This window comes from Brevibacterium epidermidis NBRC 14811, from assembly GCF_001570805.1.
GTDB lineage: Bacteria > Actinomycetota > Actinomycetes > Actinomycetales > Brevibacteriaceae > Brevibacterium > Brevibacterium epidermidis.
The window spans coordinates 92,933-110,513 of the sequence record NZ_BCSJ01000017.1; the positions used below are offsets into that span (position 1 = coordinate 92,933).

Below are 17,581 nucleotides of genomic sequence, written 5' to 3' on the forward strand. Positions count from 1 at the left end.
TGGCACTCACGATCCTCGTCTAGAATCGAGGCGACATGACTACGACTTTCGGCATTTCCGACATCCTCTCCGCCCCTCCGCGCCTGCATGTGCGGTCCCGTTTCGTCGACGACGTCGATCCCGGGCCCGGCTTCCCCTTCGAATCCGGTCTGCCCACGACAGTGGAGCAGACGCTCGAGCTGCTGCCGACCGATGGCTTCTCCTGCTGGGTCCGTGACACCTCCGGTCTCATCGGCTTCGGCCGCACCCTGCGCATCCGAGCGCGCGGGCCCGAGCGGTTCACTGAGCTCTCCGATGCGTGGAAGGCCATCACCGAGGTGGCCGAGGTCGAAGATGAGGTCGATCTGCTCGGATCCGGGCTCGTGTGCTTCGCCACGGTCGCGTATTCGGGCGAATCCGCGGTCGATTCGATCATCCACGTCCCCGAGTTCGTCCTCGGTCGCCGCGGTGGCCGCGTGTGGCTGAGCTCGATCTCGACAGCCGAGGTGCCTCCCCTGCCGCCGATCCTCCAGGCAGAACCTCTGCAGCGCGTGCAGACGGCCCGCGCCGAGGTCGGGGATCTCGGTCCGGAGAAGTGGTCGCGGCTCGTCGAGCAGGTCGCTGACATGCTCACCCCGATCGACACCTCGGCGGAGGTGGATGCGTTCTCTGATGATCCGACTCTGCGCAAGATCGTCCTCGCCCGCGACGAGGTCGTCACCACCGATGAGGACATCGACGTGCGTGCGGTGCTCGGTGCGCTCAACCGCAGCTACCCGAGCTGCTGGACCTTCGACATCGCCGGTCTCATCGGGTCGACTCCGGAGCTGCTCATCGGGGTCGAGGACAACAAGGTGACCTCACGGGTGCTGGCCGGGACCTACCGGGTGGAGAAGAACCCGATGGAGGAGATGCCGGCGGCACGGAAGCTGCTGAGCGCCCACAAGGACAGCACCGAGCATGCCTTCGCCATCGCCTCGCTGCAGCGCAGTCTGGGTTCGGTCTCCGAGGATGTCACCGTCGATGAGCGCCCCCACCTGCTGCCGCTGGCCAATGTCATCCATTCGGCGTCGGACGCGCAGGCGACCCTGGCCGCCGATTCCGACCTCAATGCCCTCGATGTCGCCGCTGCCGTCCACCCGACGGCCGCCGTCGGCGGGTACCCGCAGGCGAGCGCAGTGGCGCATGTCGATGAGCTCGAACCCCTCGACCGTGGCCGCTACTCCGGTCCCGTCGGGTGGATGGACGGACGCGGCAACGGCCAGTTCGGCATCGCCCTGCGCTGCGGTCAGCTCGAGGACCGCAACCGGATCCGGCTGTTCGCCGGGGCCGGGATCATGCCCGATTCGGATCCCGCCACCGAGGTGGCCGAGACGAATGCGAAGCTCGCTCCGATGCGTCGGGCGCTCGGTCTCGACCGCGACTGACTTTTCGCGCTCACTGCACCTCCCCTGCTGTCGGAAGACCGGTGAAAGTTCCGTCGCCTAGTGCGGTGCCGTCACCTCGATGATGCGACGGGCACCGGCGTCTCGCTGTCCGTCGATGCGGCCGAGAGCCTCTTCGAATTCCTCAACGCTGGTCACCTCAACATGATCCCATCCGTACCCTGCAGCGAGCTCGGCGAAGCCGCGGCCGTGCGGGACAGTGAAATAGCGCTCCAGGAATCCTTCGAGGTGGGCCTGCGAGTGTTCGAGTCCGGAGAAGATCGCTCCCCCGTCGTCGTTGAGCACGACGATCGTCACGTCACCGACCTCCTCGGCGTTCGGGGCGAGCAGTCCGCCGATGTCGTGGAGCATGGCGATATCGCCGATGAGCAGGACGACCGGCTCCCCCAACCCCAGAGACAGCCCTGTGGCGGTCGAGATCAGTCCGTCGATTCCCGCCAGACCTCTTGACGCGTGGATGCGAGCGCGGATGTCGGTGGCGTCGCTGAGGTAGCGAACCGAGTTCGAACTGGCGACGAAGAGGGTGATGTCCTGGGCAGCGAGGTGTTCGGTGATCTTTCGTGCCGTCGACTGGAATTCCCTCGCCGAGGCGGCTCCCGAGTGCTCGTCCGCGGCTCGTGCCGCGGGTCGTTCCGCAGACTGCTCTGCTCGTGCGGCTGCTACGAGGGATGTCCCGGCGTCGATCCATGCGCACACCCAGTCCGACCCGGAGGCGGGGACGCCCTGTGCCTCGTCCACCGCCGTCACATCGTCGGCAGGGGTTCTCGCTACAGTGACGGTCAGATCAAGCGCATCGATGTTGTCGGGGACGTGCTGTACGTTCACCGTTTCGTCGGCGAGCAGTGCGGCGACGGGCCTGGTCAGGGTCGGTTTTCCATGGACGATGACGGTGCGGATCGGCTCTCGCAGCTCGGGGTGATCGCTGAGTACTCGGGCATGGGCGGGCACGACCGTCGTGAGTTCGACGGTGCCAGAGATTGAGGAGCCCGACAGACCGGCAGTGGTGCGGGCCAGCGCACTCGAGGGTTCGGCAAGCACGGGAAGATGATGATCAGCGGCGAGTGCACTCAGAGATCCGGCCGAATACCCGCCGGCGTCTCCGGCGACGATGACCGTCCCTTCTGTGATAGTGACACCGACGGATGCCCGCGAGCCGGTTCCCGCACCGCCGCGATCTGCTTCTCCGAAGCGAGGCCCGGTGCTTGAAGCGCCGGTCTCGGCACCACGATGCTCGACCCCGATTTCAGCCAACTCGCCGATCTCGTCCTTCCATGCGCCCAACTCCTCCGGGGTGGGAACCAAGGGCACGTCGAACTGCACATTGAACTGGACGGGGCCTGCCACCTCGGCGAGGGTTCCATCACTCTGCCCCAACGCCGTGGCCACGGCGTCTGACACCGATCGGGCGACCGCCTCGGCGGTATCACCGGCAGGGATATCGAAGCGGGCACGAACGTCGCTGAGCACCTGCGACTGGTCGTCGATGGTCTGGTTGGCCCCCGTGCCGCGCAGCCGGGCGGGGCGGTCCGCGGTGAGCGCGAGCACCGGCAGGTGTCCGTACGAAGCTTCGAGGACGGCCGGGTGGAGATTGGCCACGGCCGATCCGGACGTCGTCACGACCGCCACGGCGGAGTCACTGCCGCGGGCACGCAGGCCGCGGGCCAGGCCGAGGGCGAGGAAGGCGGCATCACGCTCATCGACGCGCACATGAGTGCGGATGAGTCCCGCCTCGGCGAGGGGAGCCAGGGCATAGACCAAGGGAGCCGACCGCGAACCGGGGGCGAAGACGACATCACTGACCCCGGCATGGACCAGGCTTCGGGCAATCTGCTGCGCCACCGCGCTCGAATTCGACATCACCTGATATTCAACCACCTGACCACCTGTGGTTCACCTCTGCCCTCTAACCTCGAAAAATGCGCCGCTCGTTGATCATCGCGATGGGAGCACGGGCCATCCGCACTCTGACCGCGGCCCGCTCCCGGCGCGGACGCTATCCCGCTCGCGACCAGACCACGTCCTTCCTCGGGCCCGAACCCCGCGGAAAGGACGCCCGGACTTGGCATATCCGAGACAAACGGAAACTCTCGCCGAGGCTGCGCGAATTCTTCCTCTACTCCCCCGCACTCGGCCGCACCGTCGGCGTGCGGGTGCTGTTGCCGGGGATTCCCGCCGAGGTCAGCCCCGTCATCCACCTCTTCCACGGAGGCGGCGACGACTTCCGCTCATGGACGGATTTCGGTTCCGCCGAGGAGCTCACCCTCGATTCCCCGTACCTCGTCGTCATGCCCGACGGCGGAGCGGGAACGTATTCGCGCCTGGCCGTCGGCAGCGAGGTCCACGACTGGCCGCGCTTCCACACCGAGGAGATCCCCGCCTTCCTCAAAGCGAACTTCTCCGTCGACTGGGCACCCGGCAGCCAGCTGTTGGCGGGGCTGTCGATGGGCGGCTACGGGGCGATGAAGTACGCGGCCTGGCATCCAGACAGGTACGGATCGGCCGCAGCGTTCTCCTCTCCTCTGGATCCGCTGTCGACGGTGCCGGCATTCGACATCATCGCGATGCGCGAAGGCGCGCGGTCGCTCAGCCTGTTCGGCGATCCCGGGCAGGACCGCAGCGAATGGCTGGCGAATTCGCCCTATGCTCTGGCCGAGAATCTCCGCGGCCTCGACCTGTGGTTCAGTGCCGGATCGGGCAGCCTCGAAGGGGCGAAGGACCGTGACCTGCTGGAGACGATGATCAGCTCCCAGGGCGAGCGCTTCTCCGCCCGTCTCAACGCCCTCGGCATCCGCCATTCCTGGTTTCCGCGCACCAGCGGTCTGCACAATTGGACGAGCTGGGAACGGGAGCTCGGAGCCTGGCTGAAGACGCTCGCCAAACGGCGCGACTATGCGAGCTCGGATCGCGGACACACCGATCGCGTGGCCGACGGCGGAGAGTTCACCTTCCTCACCGGTCATGCCCTCTTCGACATCCACGGGTGGAGGGTGGAGATCTCCCGTCGTCGCGCGCAGGTCGTGCGCTTCGACGCCGTCAGCGCCGCAGGCTTCTCCCTGAGCGGCACCGGCAGCTTCCGTGTCCGCACTCCCGGGCTCTTCGACCCCGGACGACGCTACGACATCAGCGTGTCCGGCCCCAGCGGAGACAACGCCTACCAGCAGAAGGCGGACAAGAAGGGACGGCTGACCTTCACCGGTCGGTTGGCCGCGGCCATGCACGATCCGATCATCCCCGGCAAGCACACCGCGCACTTCGCCACGCTGGGACAGGACGAGGTGACCACGGTCAGGATCGCCTCGGCGCCGGTCGGTTCGACAGCCGACCGCGGTCACGGTGCGGCGGCAATCGACGGTGCTGCGGCGGTCGGCGGAGGACGGTCCACAGCCGATGTTCCAGATCCGTCACAGACAGAAACCGCAGGCGATCCCGCTGGCGTTTATATTGAGAGCGGTCGCGAATCGTCGGCCGCTGATTCTTCAGAACGCTGACTCGAGAGGTCAACCATGAAACGCATACTCCCAGCCATCGCTCTTTTCGCCGGACTCTCACTCGTCGGCTGCACGGGTGGAGGAGACAAACCGGAGCAGGCTGACGGCGGCGGTGAGTCAGCGGCGGCCGAGGCGCAGCCGGAGGTCAAGTAGCTCGACGAAGCTCAGCTCAAGGAGGTCCTCGAATCGACGCAGGTCGATGGACAGTCGTTCAAGGCCGTCGACGGTGCCGGAGATGCCAATGGTGAGATGGCCAAGGCGCTGGAGAGCTCGGAATTCGAGCCTGCCAAGTGCAAGGACATCACTCTCGACCTGATCAATTCGAATATCGCCTCGGGCGGCACCACTGTGGCCGGAGCCTCGAGCGACAATGTCCTGTCCGCCGGCCTGTCCAGCTTCGACAGCGCCGACGACGCACAGTCACAGCTCGACGGCACAGCGAAGATCGCCGAAGAGTGCAGTGACGTGAAGATGACGACCGCGGGCATGGAGATGTCGCTGAAATACTCGACCTTCGATGCTGAGGTCGCCGGGGCCGATGAAACCGCCGGAGTCGTCGCGGCCGTCGAAACCGGAGGACAGACCGCTACGGAGATTCGCATCGTCACCGCCCGGGCCGAAAACAACCTCGTCTCCGTCACCAACCTCGCCGATGTCGAAGAAGCGACTGTGACGAAGGCCGCTGACGCTTTCGTCGAATCCGTGACGAAAGCGGGCTGACCAGGTTCAGCCGCGGGCAGACTGAGCTCAGCCGCGCAGGTTCTCGCCGCGCAGGGCACTCCAACAGCTCTGCACCCGCTGAGCCCACCACTCGAATCGTCCCGGATCCACCGCCAGCTGCTGCAGGCGGTCAGGGTCCGGGACGATTCGCGTCACCGGGATGGCCCCGTCGACCGGAGTCAGCGCCTCGTGGTCGGCGACGATATCGGCGGTGAAGAGACGTCCCGTCCCCAGGCCACAGGCCACCCGGTCACCGAGGATGTCCCGACTGCGGTCGGTGCGCGGCAGCTTGGCCGCCAGTTCGGCACCGGCGGCCAGTCCGACGGAAGACTCGAGCGCCGAGGACACGACTGCGGGCAGCCCCGAGGCACTGATGACGTCGAGGGCCGCACCGATTCCACCCAACGGCTGGACTTTGACGATGATGACTTCGGCGGCCCCGAGTTCGGCCACACGCAGCGGGTCCTCGGCTTTGCGGATGGATTCGTCGGCGGCGATGACGATCGGCAGTCCGCGTCGGGCGAGTTCCTCGCGCAGGTCCGCGAGCTGCTCGACTGCCGGCACCGGCTGTTCGAAGTATTGGAGGTCGAAGTCGGCGAAGGCCTCACAGGCCTCGACGGCTTCGGCCTGCGTATAACCGGCGTTTGCGTCCAGGCGCAGCGTCGTGTCGGGGAAGAGTCTGCGGAACTCCCGCAGGCGCGCCAGGTCTTCCTCCAGGGAGGCGAAACCGTGTTCGGCGACCTTCGCTTTGACGGTGCCGACTCGACCGTAACGGGACAGGATCGATTCGACCTGGTCCGGCGGACAGGCGGGCAGCGTGCCGTTGACGGCGACGGTCTCACCGTTAGCCACCGCCGCCGGGGCGGAACCGCGCGCGTGGGCATTGGAGGGGGCCGCCTCGGCGAGGGCGATGGGCTGCGGGATCAGCCCGGAGAATTCGAGGGAGGCGCGCAGCCACCGGCTGGCTTCCTCGGTGCCGTATTCGACGAACGGGGAGAACTCCGCCCACCCTGCAGGACCGGAGAAGAGCGCCACTTCTCGCTCGGTGATCCCTCTGAATCGGGTGACCATCGGCAGTCGCACGACGTGCAGGTCCTCGATGACCTCGTCGAAGCGTGCGGGCAGATCGAGCGGAGCTGAGGAGAGGGACGCAGGTTCGGGTGCACCGGAGTGCGAACGGGCTGTATCGGCCATACGACCAGACTAGCGCTCGCCTCCCCTGCCACGACTTCCTGCCGTTCGGAACTGCACCATCCACCACCCGGGTCCGGCCCGTGCAAGTGGTGCCAAGCGCTAGGCTGGGGGCCATGACGGTTTCAGAAATCTTCGACCCCACTGCCTGGCGTGAAGTCTCCGGCTTCGACTTCACCGATATCACTTACCACCGGGCCATCGACCCCGCCACCGGCAAGGACATCGGCTGTGTGCGCATCGCCTTCGACCGCCCCGAGGTCCGCAACGCCTTCCGTCCGCACACGGTCGACGAGCTCTACCGTGCCCTCGACCACGCTCGCCAGACCTCCGACGTCGGCGCCGTCCTGCTCACCGGCAACGGACCGAGCGAGAAGGACGGCGGCTGGGCGTTCTGCTCCGGCGGCGACCAGCGCATCCGCGGCCGCTCCGGCTACCAGTACGCCTCCGGTGAGACCCGTGAGAGCGTCGACCCGGCCCGCGCCGGACGCCTCCACATCCTTGAGGTCCAGCGCCTGATCCGCACCATGCCGAAGGTCGTCATCGCCGTCGTCCCCGGCTGGGCAGCCGGCGGAGGCCACAGCCTCCACGTCGTCTGCGATATGACGATCGCCTCGCGCCAGCATGCGAAGTTCAAGCAGACCGATGCCGATGTCGGCTCCTACGACGCCGGCTACGGTTCCGCCTACCTGGCAAAGATGGTCGGGCAGAAGAAGGCCCGTGAGATCTTCTTCCTGGGCCGCACCTACTCCGCGCAGGAGATGGCCGATATGGGAGCCGTCAATGAAGTCGTCGACCATGCCGATCTCGAGACCGCGGCCCTCCAGATGGCGCGGGAGATCCTGGGCAAGTCACCGAACGCGCAGCGCATGCTCAAGTTCGCCTTCAACCTCGTCGACGACGGGCTCGTCGGCCAGCAGGTCTTCGCCGGAGAAGCCACCCGACTTGGCTATATGACCGACGAAGCCGTCGAAGGACGCGACGCCTTCCTCGAAAAACGCGACCCCGACTGGTCGCCGTTCCCCTGGTACTACTGAACCGGCTCTGCGCATGACTGCACGCGAACTGCACCCCGCCGAGCTGCCCGAGGCCATCGGTCGGGCACTGAACGGGACGTCGATCCTCATCCTCCCGTCCGATCGGGACGGCGCAGTCACCGAGGTGGCTCCCAGCGTGTGGGCCGGTCAGGACCCAGCCCCGGCGCTCATCCTCTTCACCTCCGGGTCGACGGGGACGGCGAAGGCTGTGGCGCTGTCCGCTCATGCGCTGACCACCTCGGCGCGGGCGACCGAACGGTTCCTCTCCGGGCCCGGCGACTGGCACCTGTGCCTGCCGGTCAACCACATCGCCGGCTTCCAAGTGGAGCTGCGCGCCCGCTTGGCGGGCCGTGCCCCGGTCAGGGCCGCCTCGGCGAGGTTCACCGCACAGTCCTTCACCTCCGAGGTCACCCCCCTGGTGGAACGGGCGGGCGACCGACCGACGTACACCTCGATCGTGCCCACCCAACTCCACCGGATCCTCGAGGACAGCGCCGCCACCGAGGCAGCCGGACGGATCTCGCACATCCTCCTCGGCGGAGCAGCGATCTCACCGTCACTGCTCGACCGCGCCGAGGCCGCGGGGCTGGCGATCGTGCGGACCTACGGGATGAGCGAGACGGCGGGCGGCTGCGTCTATGACGGGGTGCCCTTCGACGGGGTCGACGTGACCATCACCGAGGCGGGCACGATCGACCTGACCGGCCCCGTCGTGGCCGACGGCTACGTCGAGATCGCCGCCGACGGGACGATCACACCGGTCGACTCCCCCGCTCTCACCGTCGACGAGGCGGGACGGCGGATCATGCACACCAGCGATCTGGGCAGGGTCGATTCCGGCGTGCTCAGTGTCCTCGGTCGGGCCGATGACATCATCGTCTCCGGAGGCACGAACGTCTCTCCGCACGCCCTGGAGACCGGACTGCTGCCGAGCTGGCAGAAAGCGGGAATCGCCGAGATGCTCGTGACCTGGGTACCCGACGAGGAATGGGGCAAACGGATCGTCGCACTCGTCCGGACTGCCGACGGCGGTGGAGTCGGAGCGGAGAATCCGCGAGAATCGGCACAGAGGCTCAATGCCCTCGACCATGGGATGACGGGGCAGCTGCTGCCGCAGCTCGTCTTCCCGGTCGCCGAGATTCCGAACCGGTCGATCGGCAAACCCGATCGCAGGGCTGCGGCCCGGATCGCCGCCGATCTCATGGCGTGTGATGCAAATACCCATACTGGTGAACTACCGGTAATATAAGACGGCTCCACAAACCGACAGGAAGGTGAGCGAGACCTATGGCTGATGCCGCCCAGTGGATTTCTGGAGCTCGACTGCGAACTCTGCCCCTGGCTCTCGCACCCGTCCTCATCGGAACCGGAGCCGCCATCGGTTCCCTCGGCGGATTCACCGCCTTCATCCTCGACGACATCTCCGGCAAGGACGACCACGTCAGCTTCGGACAGATCCTGCTGCGCGGGTTTCTCGCCCTCCTCGTCTCACTCTGCCTGCAGATCGGCTCGAACTACGCCAATGACTACTCCGACGGAATCCGCGGCACCGACGACGAACGAGTCGGCCCCGTCCGCCTGACGGCGACCGGGGCGGCAGAACCTCACGCGGTCAAACGAGCCGCCTTCATCTTCTTCGGCCTGGCCGGGGTCGCCGGCATCGTCCTCGTCCTCATCTCGCAGGCATGGTGGTTCCTCCTCGTCGGAGCCGCCGCAGTCGCCGCCGCCTGGTTCTACACCGGCGGCAGGCGGCCGTATGGCTATATGGGCCTCGGCGAGGTCTTCGTCTTCGTGTTCTTCGGGCTCGTGGCGACTTTGGGCACGATGTGGATGCAGGTCGGTCATCTCACCCTCAGCGGTTGGGCCGGAGCAGTCGCGATCGGATCCCTGGCCTCTGCTGTGCTCATGGTCAACAACCTCCGCGACATCCCCACCGACATCGAAGCCGACAAGATCACCTTGGCTGTGAAGATGGGTGACAATGCCGCACGCATCGCCTATGCGGTGCTCGTGCTGCTGCCGTTCGCGCTGCTGGCGCTGGCGATCCTCGACGGTCATCCCGCCGTGGCCCTGGCGATCCTCGCCCTCGTCCCGGCGCTCAATCCGCTCAAGACGGTGCTCAGCGGCACGACGGGTCCTGGGCTGATTCCGCCGATCAAGTCCACTGGGCTGACCGGTTTGGCCTTCTCCGCGCTGATGGGCCTCGGCCTGGCGCTCTGAAGCGCGTCCGCCTCAGTTCACTTCGACTGGTCGCCGTCTTCTCCGAGACGCTCTTCGACGATCTCGTCCTCAGCCGCTTCGTCGGCACCGACGCGCTTGGGCTTGGACGCCCGCTTGGCGACCTTCGCTTCGATTTCGGTTGCGGCTTTGGCACGCATCTTGCCCAGGAGCAGGTAGCTCAGCAGTGCGCCGATGATGATGGCGGCGATCGCCATGACCAGGTTGAGGCCGAGGAACGGGAACAGAACGAGGCCCGCGGCGATGATGAGGCCGAAGCGAGCGAGTGTGTAGAGCCAGAAGGTGCGCATTGAACTCATTTTAGCCGCCGATCGTGACAGTCTTGTCACCGCCCGCTGGAGGCCGCGCTCAGGTTGGTGGACTATCCTTGATGCATGGCTCGACTACTCATTGCCGCGATCGTCCTGGCGGCTGCGGTGACATTGTACGGACTCTTCGATTGCCTGTTGCGTGATCGGGGTCTGATTCGAGTCCTGCCCAAACCTGCGTGGGCACTCATCATCCTCTTCATCCCCGTCCTCGGGTTCATCCTCTGGTACCTGTTCGGACGCGGTTCCGAAGACAAGCCCACCCGCGGCACACGCCCCCGCGGGCAGGTTGCTCCCGATGACGACCCTGACTATCTGCGTCAGGTCGATCGCGAACTCAAGCTCGGCAAACACGCGCCTCCGGCTCAGGACCACGACGACGAGAACTCCCCGAGCGAAGACACCGCGAAGTCGGATGACGACAGCGGTCCCGCAGACTCCTCTGCCGACTCCGATGACCGGGGAACCAAGGGCGACGGCCGCGGCCGCTCCAACTGACCGCTCTCTCGCGACCCGTCTTCCTGAGCAGCTGACTGGTCTCGCCTCTGAGTCGCCAAGCACAATTCGGCTCGCAGCCGTCCGTCCCTCTCTCGCGTAATGCCGCAGCTAGGCAATACCGCCGCTATTCGGCGACATCGTTGACACCACTGCGGCGTAGCATCGTTGCGATCAAGCGAAGCCGTGGGACGCCCCGGCGGCCGTACAGCGCTGCGAATCGGCGAATTGGTACTCCTTGTTCTGAACTGCTCACCGAAGAACGTGGCGACTTCAGAGAAGCCCGCACCACAACACGCTTCCGACGCCTTCTCGCACGGGCCATCACCACATTTAGACAGTACGCAAACGGCACTGTTTGAGGTGGACAGCCCGGTTTCAAAACCGTGCTGCCCACCTGAAACAGTGCCTTAAGCGCGACTGAACTCCCTCAGCGCGGCTGAGCCCGGGCCGCTACCGCGGGCCGGACATTTGCGTCAGTCGAGGCCGGAGTACGAGTGCAGTCCGTTGAAGTACATGTTGACGACGGTGAAGTTGAAGATCACCGAGGCGATGCCGATGAGGTTGAGCACGGCGACCTTCGTCGGGCCCCAACCGCGGGTCGCACGGGCGTGCAGGTACGCGGCGTAGATGACCCAGACGACGAACGTCCAGATCTCCTTCGAGTCCCAACCCCAGTAGCGGCTCCAGGCAACCTCTGCCCAGATGGCGCCGGCGATGAGGGTGAAGGTCCAGGTGATGAAGCCGACAGCCGCAATCCGGTAGGAGATCCGCTCGAGGTCAGTGCTCGAGGGCAGCCGGTGGAGGAACCGCAGCCACTTCGGGTCCTTGGTCTCATGCACGCTCTTCAGGATCTGGAAGACCGCGAGGATCGCAGAGATGTAGAGCAGAGAGGTCGAGAGGATCGCGATCGGCACGTGGATGGCGATCCAGTACGAATCCAGAGCCGGGATGAGCTTGGCGGCCGGGGTGTAGAAGACGGTGATCGCCAGTCCCAGGCACAGGAGAACTCCGCCGGAGACGAACGTTCCCAGGTACCGCACGTCTTTCTTCATCAGCACGACGAGGTAGACGATGACGGTGATCGCAGTGGCAGACAGGACGTACTCCATCATGTTGCCCCACGGCACACGGGCCACGGACAGCGCACGAGTGAGCACTCCCCCGACGTGGAGGAGCATGGCGAGCACGAGCAGCGAGGTGCCGATGCGGGCACCGCGATGCCGGTTCTTCTTCGACGACTTCACCGTCGCGGAATCGTCGTCGCCCGGCCGGTCGAGAACGGCGGTCGACGCCGTCTTCCGGTTCGTCCGGCGCACGGTGCTGGCCTTGGCGGAGGTGGCGACCTCGGTCTCCGAGGTTTTCAGCTCACGCGCACCGAAGAGGTCGAAGGCGTAGAAGATCATGGCGACGGCGTAGACGATCATCGCCGAGATGATCAACTGGTTCGACCACATTGCGAGGTCTGTGTTGACGTCCATTCATCCTCCGCACCACTGAAGTGCTCTTCTATCGCATGCTGTTCTCTGTCTGCGCGCTCCGTCCGACTCCGTGCGGAGACCGAAGGCGACGCGCACTCCGCGGCTATTCTACTCCGCGTAGTACTTCGGGTTCATCTTTCGTCGTCCTCGCCGTGCTCGCCCTCATCGGGGTCCGTGTCGCGCAGGTCTTTGACCAGGTCCTCTACTGCGCGTTCGACCATCGGATCCTCACCACGCGCCAGGGCGGCCACCTCGGCGTCGCCGTTCTTGATCCGCACCCAGACGCGACGGCGCGGAATGAACAGGGACAGGCCGAGCCCTGCCAGAACGAGGATCGCACTGATGAGCATGAGCGCCTGCGTCGGGTCCTGGGAGATGTCGACGGCGATGTACTTCTTGACTCCGTCGAAGGTCACCGAACCGCCGTTGGGCAGCTTCTGCGTGTCCCCCTCGGCGAGCTGGATGACGAGCGGATTGCCCGACTCGTCGGTCATCTCCGTCATCTTGTCGGCGTCGAGCGAGTACACGGACTGCGGGACTCCGGAGTCGAGGCCGAGGTCGCCGGTGTACCCGCTCATCACGAGGTACGGGTTGCGCAGCTCGGCGAAGCTCGAGATCAGCTCCCCGTCCTGATTCTGTGCAGCGGTGGGCAGGAACACGCCGACGAACCCCATCTGCGTGCCGGCCGAGTCCGGGACCTTGATGACGCCTTCGGAGGTGTATCCGGGGTCTCCGCCGTCCGGGATGAACACCTGCGGACCGGACTGGACGATATCGCCCTTCGCATCACGCACGGTCACCTCGGGGGCGTAGCCGTTTCCGGTCAGGTAGACGCCGACGCCGCCCACGCGCACCGGCTCGTTGACCTTGAGCAGGTGCGATTCGGTCTTCCCGTCCGCAGTCGTCGTCACCTTCGCATCGAAGCTGCGCGGCTGACCGAACTGGTTGCCCGCCGCCTGATCGTCGAAGGTGGAGGTGAAGGAATCGAGTTTGAGCCGGAAGTCCGGCAGATTGTCCGCATCGTAGTAGGAGCCGGGTTCGAAGGAGTCATAGGAGACCAGCGAATTCGAGAACGTCTCACCCTCGACGAGGATGCGCTGACCTTCGTAGCCGAACAGCGATCCGATCGCCATCGTCAGGGTCGCCATGAGCAGCGCGATGTGAAAGACGAGGTTGCCGGTCTCGCGGAGGTAGCCGCGTTCGGCGGCGATGTGATCGGACTGCCGGTTGATCCGGTAACCGGACTTCTTCAGCCGGGCCTCGGCGGCATCGAGGAACTCCTCGTCCGCGTCCTCACGGGTCTCTGCGTCTCCCTGCGCCGAGGCGAAGGAGGCGTAACCGGGCATCCGGGACAACCGCCTCGGTGCTTTGGGCGGGGACGAGCGCATCGCCTTCCAGTGCTGCTTCGACCGCGGGATGATGCAGCCGATGAGCGAGACCATCAGCAGCAGGTAGATCGCGGAGAACCACACGGAGGAGTACACGTCGAACATCTGGATGGTGTCGAGGAACTGCCCCCAGGCACCGTTGTTGTCCAGGAAGGTGTTGACGCGGCCCGGGTCCTGGATCCTCTGCGGCAGCAGAGACCCGGGGATCGAGGCGAGGGCGAGGATGAGCAGGAGGATCAGGGCCACGCGCATCGTCGTCAGCTGAGTCCAGGCCCACCGGCACATGCCGAGGAACCCGAGCTGGGGCTGCGTCACGGTCGACTTCGCGGCAGGCTTGTCCCCCTGCTTCGCCGTCGATGTCGCACCCCATTTCGGCTGCGTCGTCTCCGAGCCTTCGGTTGAGCCCGCCACTAGATCACCACTTCGAATCCATTGATGAGACCTTGCAGAGAGGTCATCCACATGTTCCATACGCCGCTGGCCATGAGCACGCCGAGGATGATGAGCATGATGCCCCCGGCACGCACGATCGCGGTCTGATGTTTCCGCACCCACTCGAGTCGTCCGGCGCCCTTGTGGATCGCCAGCGCCAGGAGGATGAACGGGATGCCCAAGCCCAGACAGTAGACGAAGGCCAGCAGTGCTCCGCGCCAGATCATTCCGTCACCGCCGAAGCTCACCGACATGCTCAGCACGGCCGACAGGGTCGGTCCCACGCAGGGAGCCCAGCCGAGGGCGAAGGTCGCGCCGAGCACCGGTGCGCCCCAGAGTCCGGCCTTCGGTCTGGCGCGGATGCGGTGCTCGTTCTGGAGCAGGCCGAATCCGCCCATGAATACGAAGCCGGCGAGGATGACGATGACGCCGAGGACGCGGAGGATGATCGACTGCCATTGGGAGAACAGCGCCCCGAGCGCGGAGAAGCTGGTTCCCAACAGCACGAAGACGACCGTGAAGCCGAGGACGAACAGGGTGATGCCCACGACCACTCGCCACGTCTGCTTGTCCTTCAGCGAGGATCCGGAGAGACCCGTGACGTATCCGACGTAGCCGGGTACCAGCGGCAGCACGCAGGGTGAGGCGAACGAGACGAGTCCGGCCAGGGCCGCCGCGCCGGCAGCCAGCAGCAGCGGTCCCGAGAGAACGGTCTGGGCGAAGTCCGCCCCGAGGCCACTCACTCGGCCAGCACGTCCTCGACGAGTCCCTTGAGCGTCGACGCGTCGACTTCTCCGACGACTCGGGCCGCGGCCCGACCCTTCGCGTCGAGGATCACCGTCGAGGGGGTGGCCTGCGGGGGTAGGACGCCGGAGAGCAGGGAGACCATCTCACCGTTCGAATCGAGCATATTCGGGTACGGCACCTGGAAGCTCTGGATGAACGCGTTGGCCGCCGCCTCTTGGTCGCGGACGTTGACGCCGAGGAACTGTGCCTTGTCCCCGAGTTCCTCGGACACTGACTTCAGGTCCGGGGCTTCCTTCCGGCACGGCGGGCAGGCCGCGTACCAGAGGTTGACGACGACCGGGGTGGGACGCAGGTCTGCCAGTGACATCGACTTGCCGTCGAGGGTCTCGAAGCTCAGGTCGAGGGGTTCGCCACGGTCCTCGGCGGGCACACGTGAGACGACTCCCGAACCGGAGACGTACCCCTGATCGGATCCGGCCTGATCGGCCAGTTCGTCGTTCTCGCTGCAGGCGCTGAGGACCACGGCGGTGCCAACGGCGATTGCCGAGGTGAAGAGGGCCCGACGGTTGAGCGGCTGACGTCCGAAACTCATGCTCCCGCCACCGCGGTGCCCGGCTGCAGATCCGCGCAGATGCTCTCGTAACTCACGGACACCAGTGTGGAGGAATCGAATGTGAAACTGGTGATAGAAGCCAGGTCACATTCACGCCTGCGCGGGTCGTGGACGAGCGAGCGCCCCTCCCCCGACAGGCGGGTCATCCAGATCGGCAGCTGGTGGGAGACGATGACGCCCTCGGCGTCAGGACCGTGGAGGTCGAGCTTGGCGCGCAGACTGGCCATCGCGGCCCGCATGCGCAGCACGATCTGTTTGTACGGCTCTCCCCAGGACGGAGTGAGCGGGTTGTACAGTCGCACGAAGTTCCGCGGCTCGGCGAGGCGCCTGGCGTTGAGCTTCTGTCCCTCGAAGGAGTTCGCCGCTTCGATGACTCGATCGTCGTCGAACACCGGCAGCCCGAGTGCCTCGGACAGGGGTGCGATCGTCTGCTGTGTCCGCAGCAGCGGAGAGGCGACGAGCTCGACCGGCCGGTTCTGAGCCGACGCGAAGTGCTGAGCCACACGAGCGGCCATCTCATGTCCGCGCTCGGTGAGACCGAAATGCGGCAGGCGACCGTAGAGGATGCCGTCGGGGTTGTCGACTTCGCCGTGTCGGACGAGGTGGATGGTGGTCATGACTGCGCCTTCCCGGCCTCCGGAACCGCTGCCGCGGCCTTGGCCGCCGCGGGCAGGGCGCTGATGATCCGGTCGAGGATCTCATCGGTGTGGGCATAGGAGAGGAACCAGGCTTCGAACGCGCTCGGGGGCATATGGATGCCCTGATCGAGCATGGCGTTGAAGAATGCGGTGTACCGGTCGACGTTCTGAGCCCGGGCACAGTCGTAGTTCGTCACATCGGTGTCGGTGAAGAAGACGGAGAACATCGAGTTCGCCGACTGGATGACGTGGGCGACGCCTTCGGCCTCCAGCGCCGAGGCGATGGCCGGGCGAAGTTTGTCCGCGGCACGGCCGATGTGCGAGTACACATCGAGTTCTGTCGTCAGCTTGAGTGTGGCCAGTCCGGCAGCGGTGGCCACAGGATTGCCCGAGAGTGTTCCGGCCTGGTAGACGGGGCCGGAGGGGGCGAGGTATGCCATGATGTCGGCGCGACCGCCGAAGGCCGCTGCCGGGAAGCCGCCGCCCATGACCTTGCCGAAGGTGAACAGGTCGGCCGGACCTTCGGGGTAGCCGAGGGTCTCGGACTCGTAGCCGTACCAACCGGCTGTGGAGACGCGGAAGCCGGTCATCACCTCGTCGCTGATCATCAGCGCACCGTGCGCCTTGGTCAGGCGGCGGATCGTGTTCGTGAAGCCGTCGCGGGGAGGCACGACACCCATGTTGCCGGGGCTGGCCTCGGTGATGACGCAGGCGATGTCCTCACCGTGTTCGGCGAACACGGCTTCGAGACCGGCAGCGTCGTTGTAGTCGACGACGATCGTGTCCTGCGCCTGGGCTCCGGTGACTCCGGGGGTGTCGGGCAGGGAGAACGTGGCCAGTCCCGAGCCGGCCTGGGCCAGCAGCGAGTCGACGTGACCGTGGTAGCAGCCGGCGAACTTCACGACCTTGGACCGTCCCGTGTAGCCGCGGGCCAGGCGAATCGCCGACATCGTCGCCTCGGTGCCCGAGGACACGAGGCGCACCTGGTCGACGGGGTCGACGCGGCGCACGATCTCCTCAGCGAGTTCGACCTCACCGGTCGACGGGGTGCCGAAGGAGAATCCCTTGACGGCGGCTTCCTGAACGGCGGCGACGACCTCGGGGCGGGAGTGGCCCATGATCATCGGACCCCAGGATCCGATGAGGTCGATGTAGTCGTTGCCGTCGGCGTCGCGCAGCCACGCACCGGTCGCCTCGGTGATGAAGCGGGGGGTGCCGCCGACGGCCTTGAACGCGCGGACCGGGGAGTTCACTCCGCCGGGGATGACCGCCTCGGCGCGGGTGAAGAGGGCGGCGGACCGATCGGTGGTGTGACCGTTCGTCTCTGCTGTCGTCATGGTTCTCCTCTGATTCTTCGCGGGTCGGGTTTCGTCCCGGGATC

17 protein-coding genes are annotated in these 17,581 nt (G+C 66.1%); 8 read left to right on the top strand and 9 right to left on the bottom strand.

Going from position 1 to position 17,581, the window contains the following annotated elements; all coding sequences use genetic code 11:
• The first annotated feature begins 35 nt into the window (after positions 1 to 35).
• Positions 36 to 1,406, top strand: coding sequence for an isochorismate synthase (locus BEP01S_RS14375; protein WP_062244548.1), 1,371 nt, complete (start codon positions 36 to 38; stop codon positions 1,404 to 1,406).
• Between the two features lie 57 nt (positions 1,407 to 1,463).
• Here BEP01S_RS14375 and menD read toward each other — a convergent pair whose 3' ends face one another.
• Positions 1,464 to 3,281: a 2-succinyl-5-enolpyruvyl-6-hydroxy-3-cyclohexene-1-carboxylic-acid synthase gene (gene menD / locus BEP01S_RS14380; protein ID WP_244882263.1), complete on the bottom strand. Its 1,818-nt coding sequence runs from the start codon at positions 3,279 to 3,281 to the stop codon at positions 1,464 to 1,466.
• 59 nt (positions 3,282 to 3,340) lie between these two features.
• Between menD and BEP01S_RS14385 the strand changes: the two genes are divergently transcribed.
• From BEP01S_RS14385 to BEP01S_RS14390, 3 genes are all read left to right on the top strand, one after another.
• Complete coding sequence (locus BEP01S_RS14385) at positions 3,341 to 4,912, top strand: alpha/beta hydrolase (RefSeq protein ID WP_244882264.1); 1,572 nt, start codon at positions 3,341 to 3,343, stop codon at positions 4,910 to 4,912.
• Positions 4,913 to 4,927: 15 nt separating this feature from the next.
• Positions 4,928 to 5,065 (top strand): hypothetical protein, encoded by a 138-nt coding sequence (locus tag BEP01S_RS16865; RefSeq protein ID WP_157070581.1) that lies wholly within the window; start codon positions 4,928 to 4,930, stop codon positions 5,063 to 5,065.
• A gap of 96 nt (positions 5,066 to 5,161) precedes the next feature.
• Positions 5,162 to 5,632 carry a hypothetical protein gene (locus BEP01S_RS14390; RefSeq protein ID WP_062244551.1) on the top strand — a complete coding sequence of 157 codons (471 nt, stop codon included), beginning with the start codon at positions 5,162 to 5,164 and terminating at the stop codon, positions 5,630 to 5,632.
• Between the two features lie 27 nt (positions 5,633 to 5,659).
• On the opposite strand, the gene BEP01S_RS14395 is transcribed toward BEP01S_RS14390, so the two are convergent.
• Positions 5,660 to 6,826, bottom strand: a complete 1,167-nt coding sequence (locus BEP01S_RS14395; RefSeq protein ID WP_157070582.1) for an o-succinylbenzoate synthase — start codon at positions 6,824 to 6,826, stop codon at positions 5,660 to 5,662.
• A 113-nt stretch (positions 6,827 to 6,939) separates the two neighbouring features.
• Here BEP01S_RS14395 and BEP01S_RS14400 point away from each other — a divergent pair, with 113 nt between their 5' ends.
• Genes BEP01S_RS14400 through BEP01S_RS14410 form a run of 3 tightly spaced genes read left to right on the top strand, consistent with a single transcriptional unit; the run spans position 6,940 to position 10,080 of the window.
• Positions 6,940 to 7,860 (top strand): 1,4-dihydroxy-2-naphthoyl-CoA synthase, encoded by a 921-nt coding sequence (locus BEP01S_RS14400; RefSeq protein WP_062244554.1) that lies wholly within the window; start codon positions 6,940 to 6,942, stop codon positions 7,858 to 7,860.
• Positions 7,861 to 7,873: 13 nt separating this feature from the next.
• The gene (locus tag BEP01S_RS14405; RefSeq protein ID WP_062244558.1) at positions 7,874 to 9,109 is read left to right on the top strand and encodes an AMP-binding protein; all 1,236 of its coding nucleotides are present in this window, start codon (positions 7,874 to 7,876) and stop codon (positions 9,107 to 9,109) included.
• 38 nt (positions 9,110 to 9,147) lie between these two features.
• Entirely contained in the window at positions 9,148 to 10,080 is a 933-nt protein-coding gene (locus tag BEP01S_RS14410; protein ID WP_062244561.1) for a 1,4-dihydroxy-2-naphthoate polyprenyltransferase, read from the top strand.
• Between the two features lie 17 nt (positions 10,081 to 10,097).
• Here the strand turns inward: BEP01S_RS14410 and BEP01S_RS14415 are convergent, their stop codons facing one another.
• Positions 10,098 to 10,388 (bottom strand): DUF4229 domain-containing protein, encoded by a 291-nt coding sequence (locus BEP01S_RS14415; RefSeq protein WP_062244564.1) that lies wholly within the window; start codon positions 10,386 to 10,388, stop codon positions 10,098 to 10,100.
• Positions 10,389 to 10,472: 84 nt separating this feature from the next.
• On the opposite strand from BEP01S_RS14415, the gene BEP01S_RS14420 reads away from it, so the two are divergent.
• Positions 10,473 to 10,904, top strand: a complete 432-nt coding sequence (locus BEP01S_RS14420; RefSeq protein WP_062244566.1) for a PLD nuclease N-terminal domain-containing protein — start codon at positions 10,473 to 10,475, stop codon at positions 10,902 to 10,904.
• A gap of 473 nt (positions 10,905 to 11,377) precedes the next feature.
• Here the strand turns inward: BEP01S_RS14420 and ccsB are convergent, their stop codons facing one another.
• From ccsB to hemL, 6 genes are all read right to left on the bottom strand, one after another.
• Positions 11,378 to 12,382 carry a c-type cytochrome biogenesis protein CcsB gene (gene ccsB / locus BEP01S_RS14425; RefSeq protein ID WP_062244569.1) on the bottom strand — a complete coding sequence of 335 codons (1,005 nt, stop codon included), beginning with the start codon at positions 12,380 to 12,382 and terminating at the stop codon, positions 11,378 to 11,380.
• A gap of 131 nt (positions 12,383 to 12,513) precedes the next feature.
• A complete protein-coding gene (gene resB, locus BEP01S_RS14430) occupies positions 12,514 to 14,181 on the bottom strand; it encodes a cytochrome c biogenesis protein ResB (protein ID WP_244882266.1) in 1,668 nt (555 codons plus the stop codon).
• Positions 14,181 to 14,945, bottom strand: a complete 765-nt coding sequence (locus BEP01S_RS14435) for a cytochrome c biogenesis CcdA family protein (RefSeq protein ID WP_062244572.1) — start codon at positions 14,943 to 14,945, stop codon at positions 14,181 to 14,183. The genes resB and BEP01S_RS14435 overlap by 1 nt, the downstream gene beginning before the upstream one ends.
• A complete protein-coding gene (locus BEP01S_RS14440) occupies positions 14,942 to 15,541 on the bottom strand; it encodes a TlpA family protein disulfide reductase (protein WP_039206534.1) in 600 nt (199 codons plus the stop codon). The genes BEP01S_RS14435 and BEP01S_RS14440 overlap by 4 nt, the downstream gene beginning before the upstream one ends.
• Complete coding sequence (locus BEP01S_RS14445; protein ID WP_062244574.1) at positions 15,538 to 16,179, bottom strand: histidine phosphatase family protein; 642 nt, start codon at positions 16,177 to 16,179, stop codon at positions 15,538 to 15,540. Before BEP01S_RS14445 ends, BEP01S_RS14440 begins: the two co-directional genes overlap by 4 nt.
• Complete coding sequence (gene hemL / locus BEP01S_RS14450) at positions 16,176 to 17,537, bottom strand: glutamate-1-semialdehyde 2,1-aminomutase (protein WP_062244578.1); 1,362 nt, start codon at positions 17,535 to 17,537, stop codon at positions 16,176 to 16,178. Before hemL ends, BEP01S_RS14445 begins: the two co-directional genes overlap by 4 nt.
• Positions 17,538 to 17,581 lie beyond the last annotated feature (44 nt).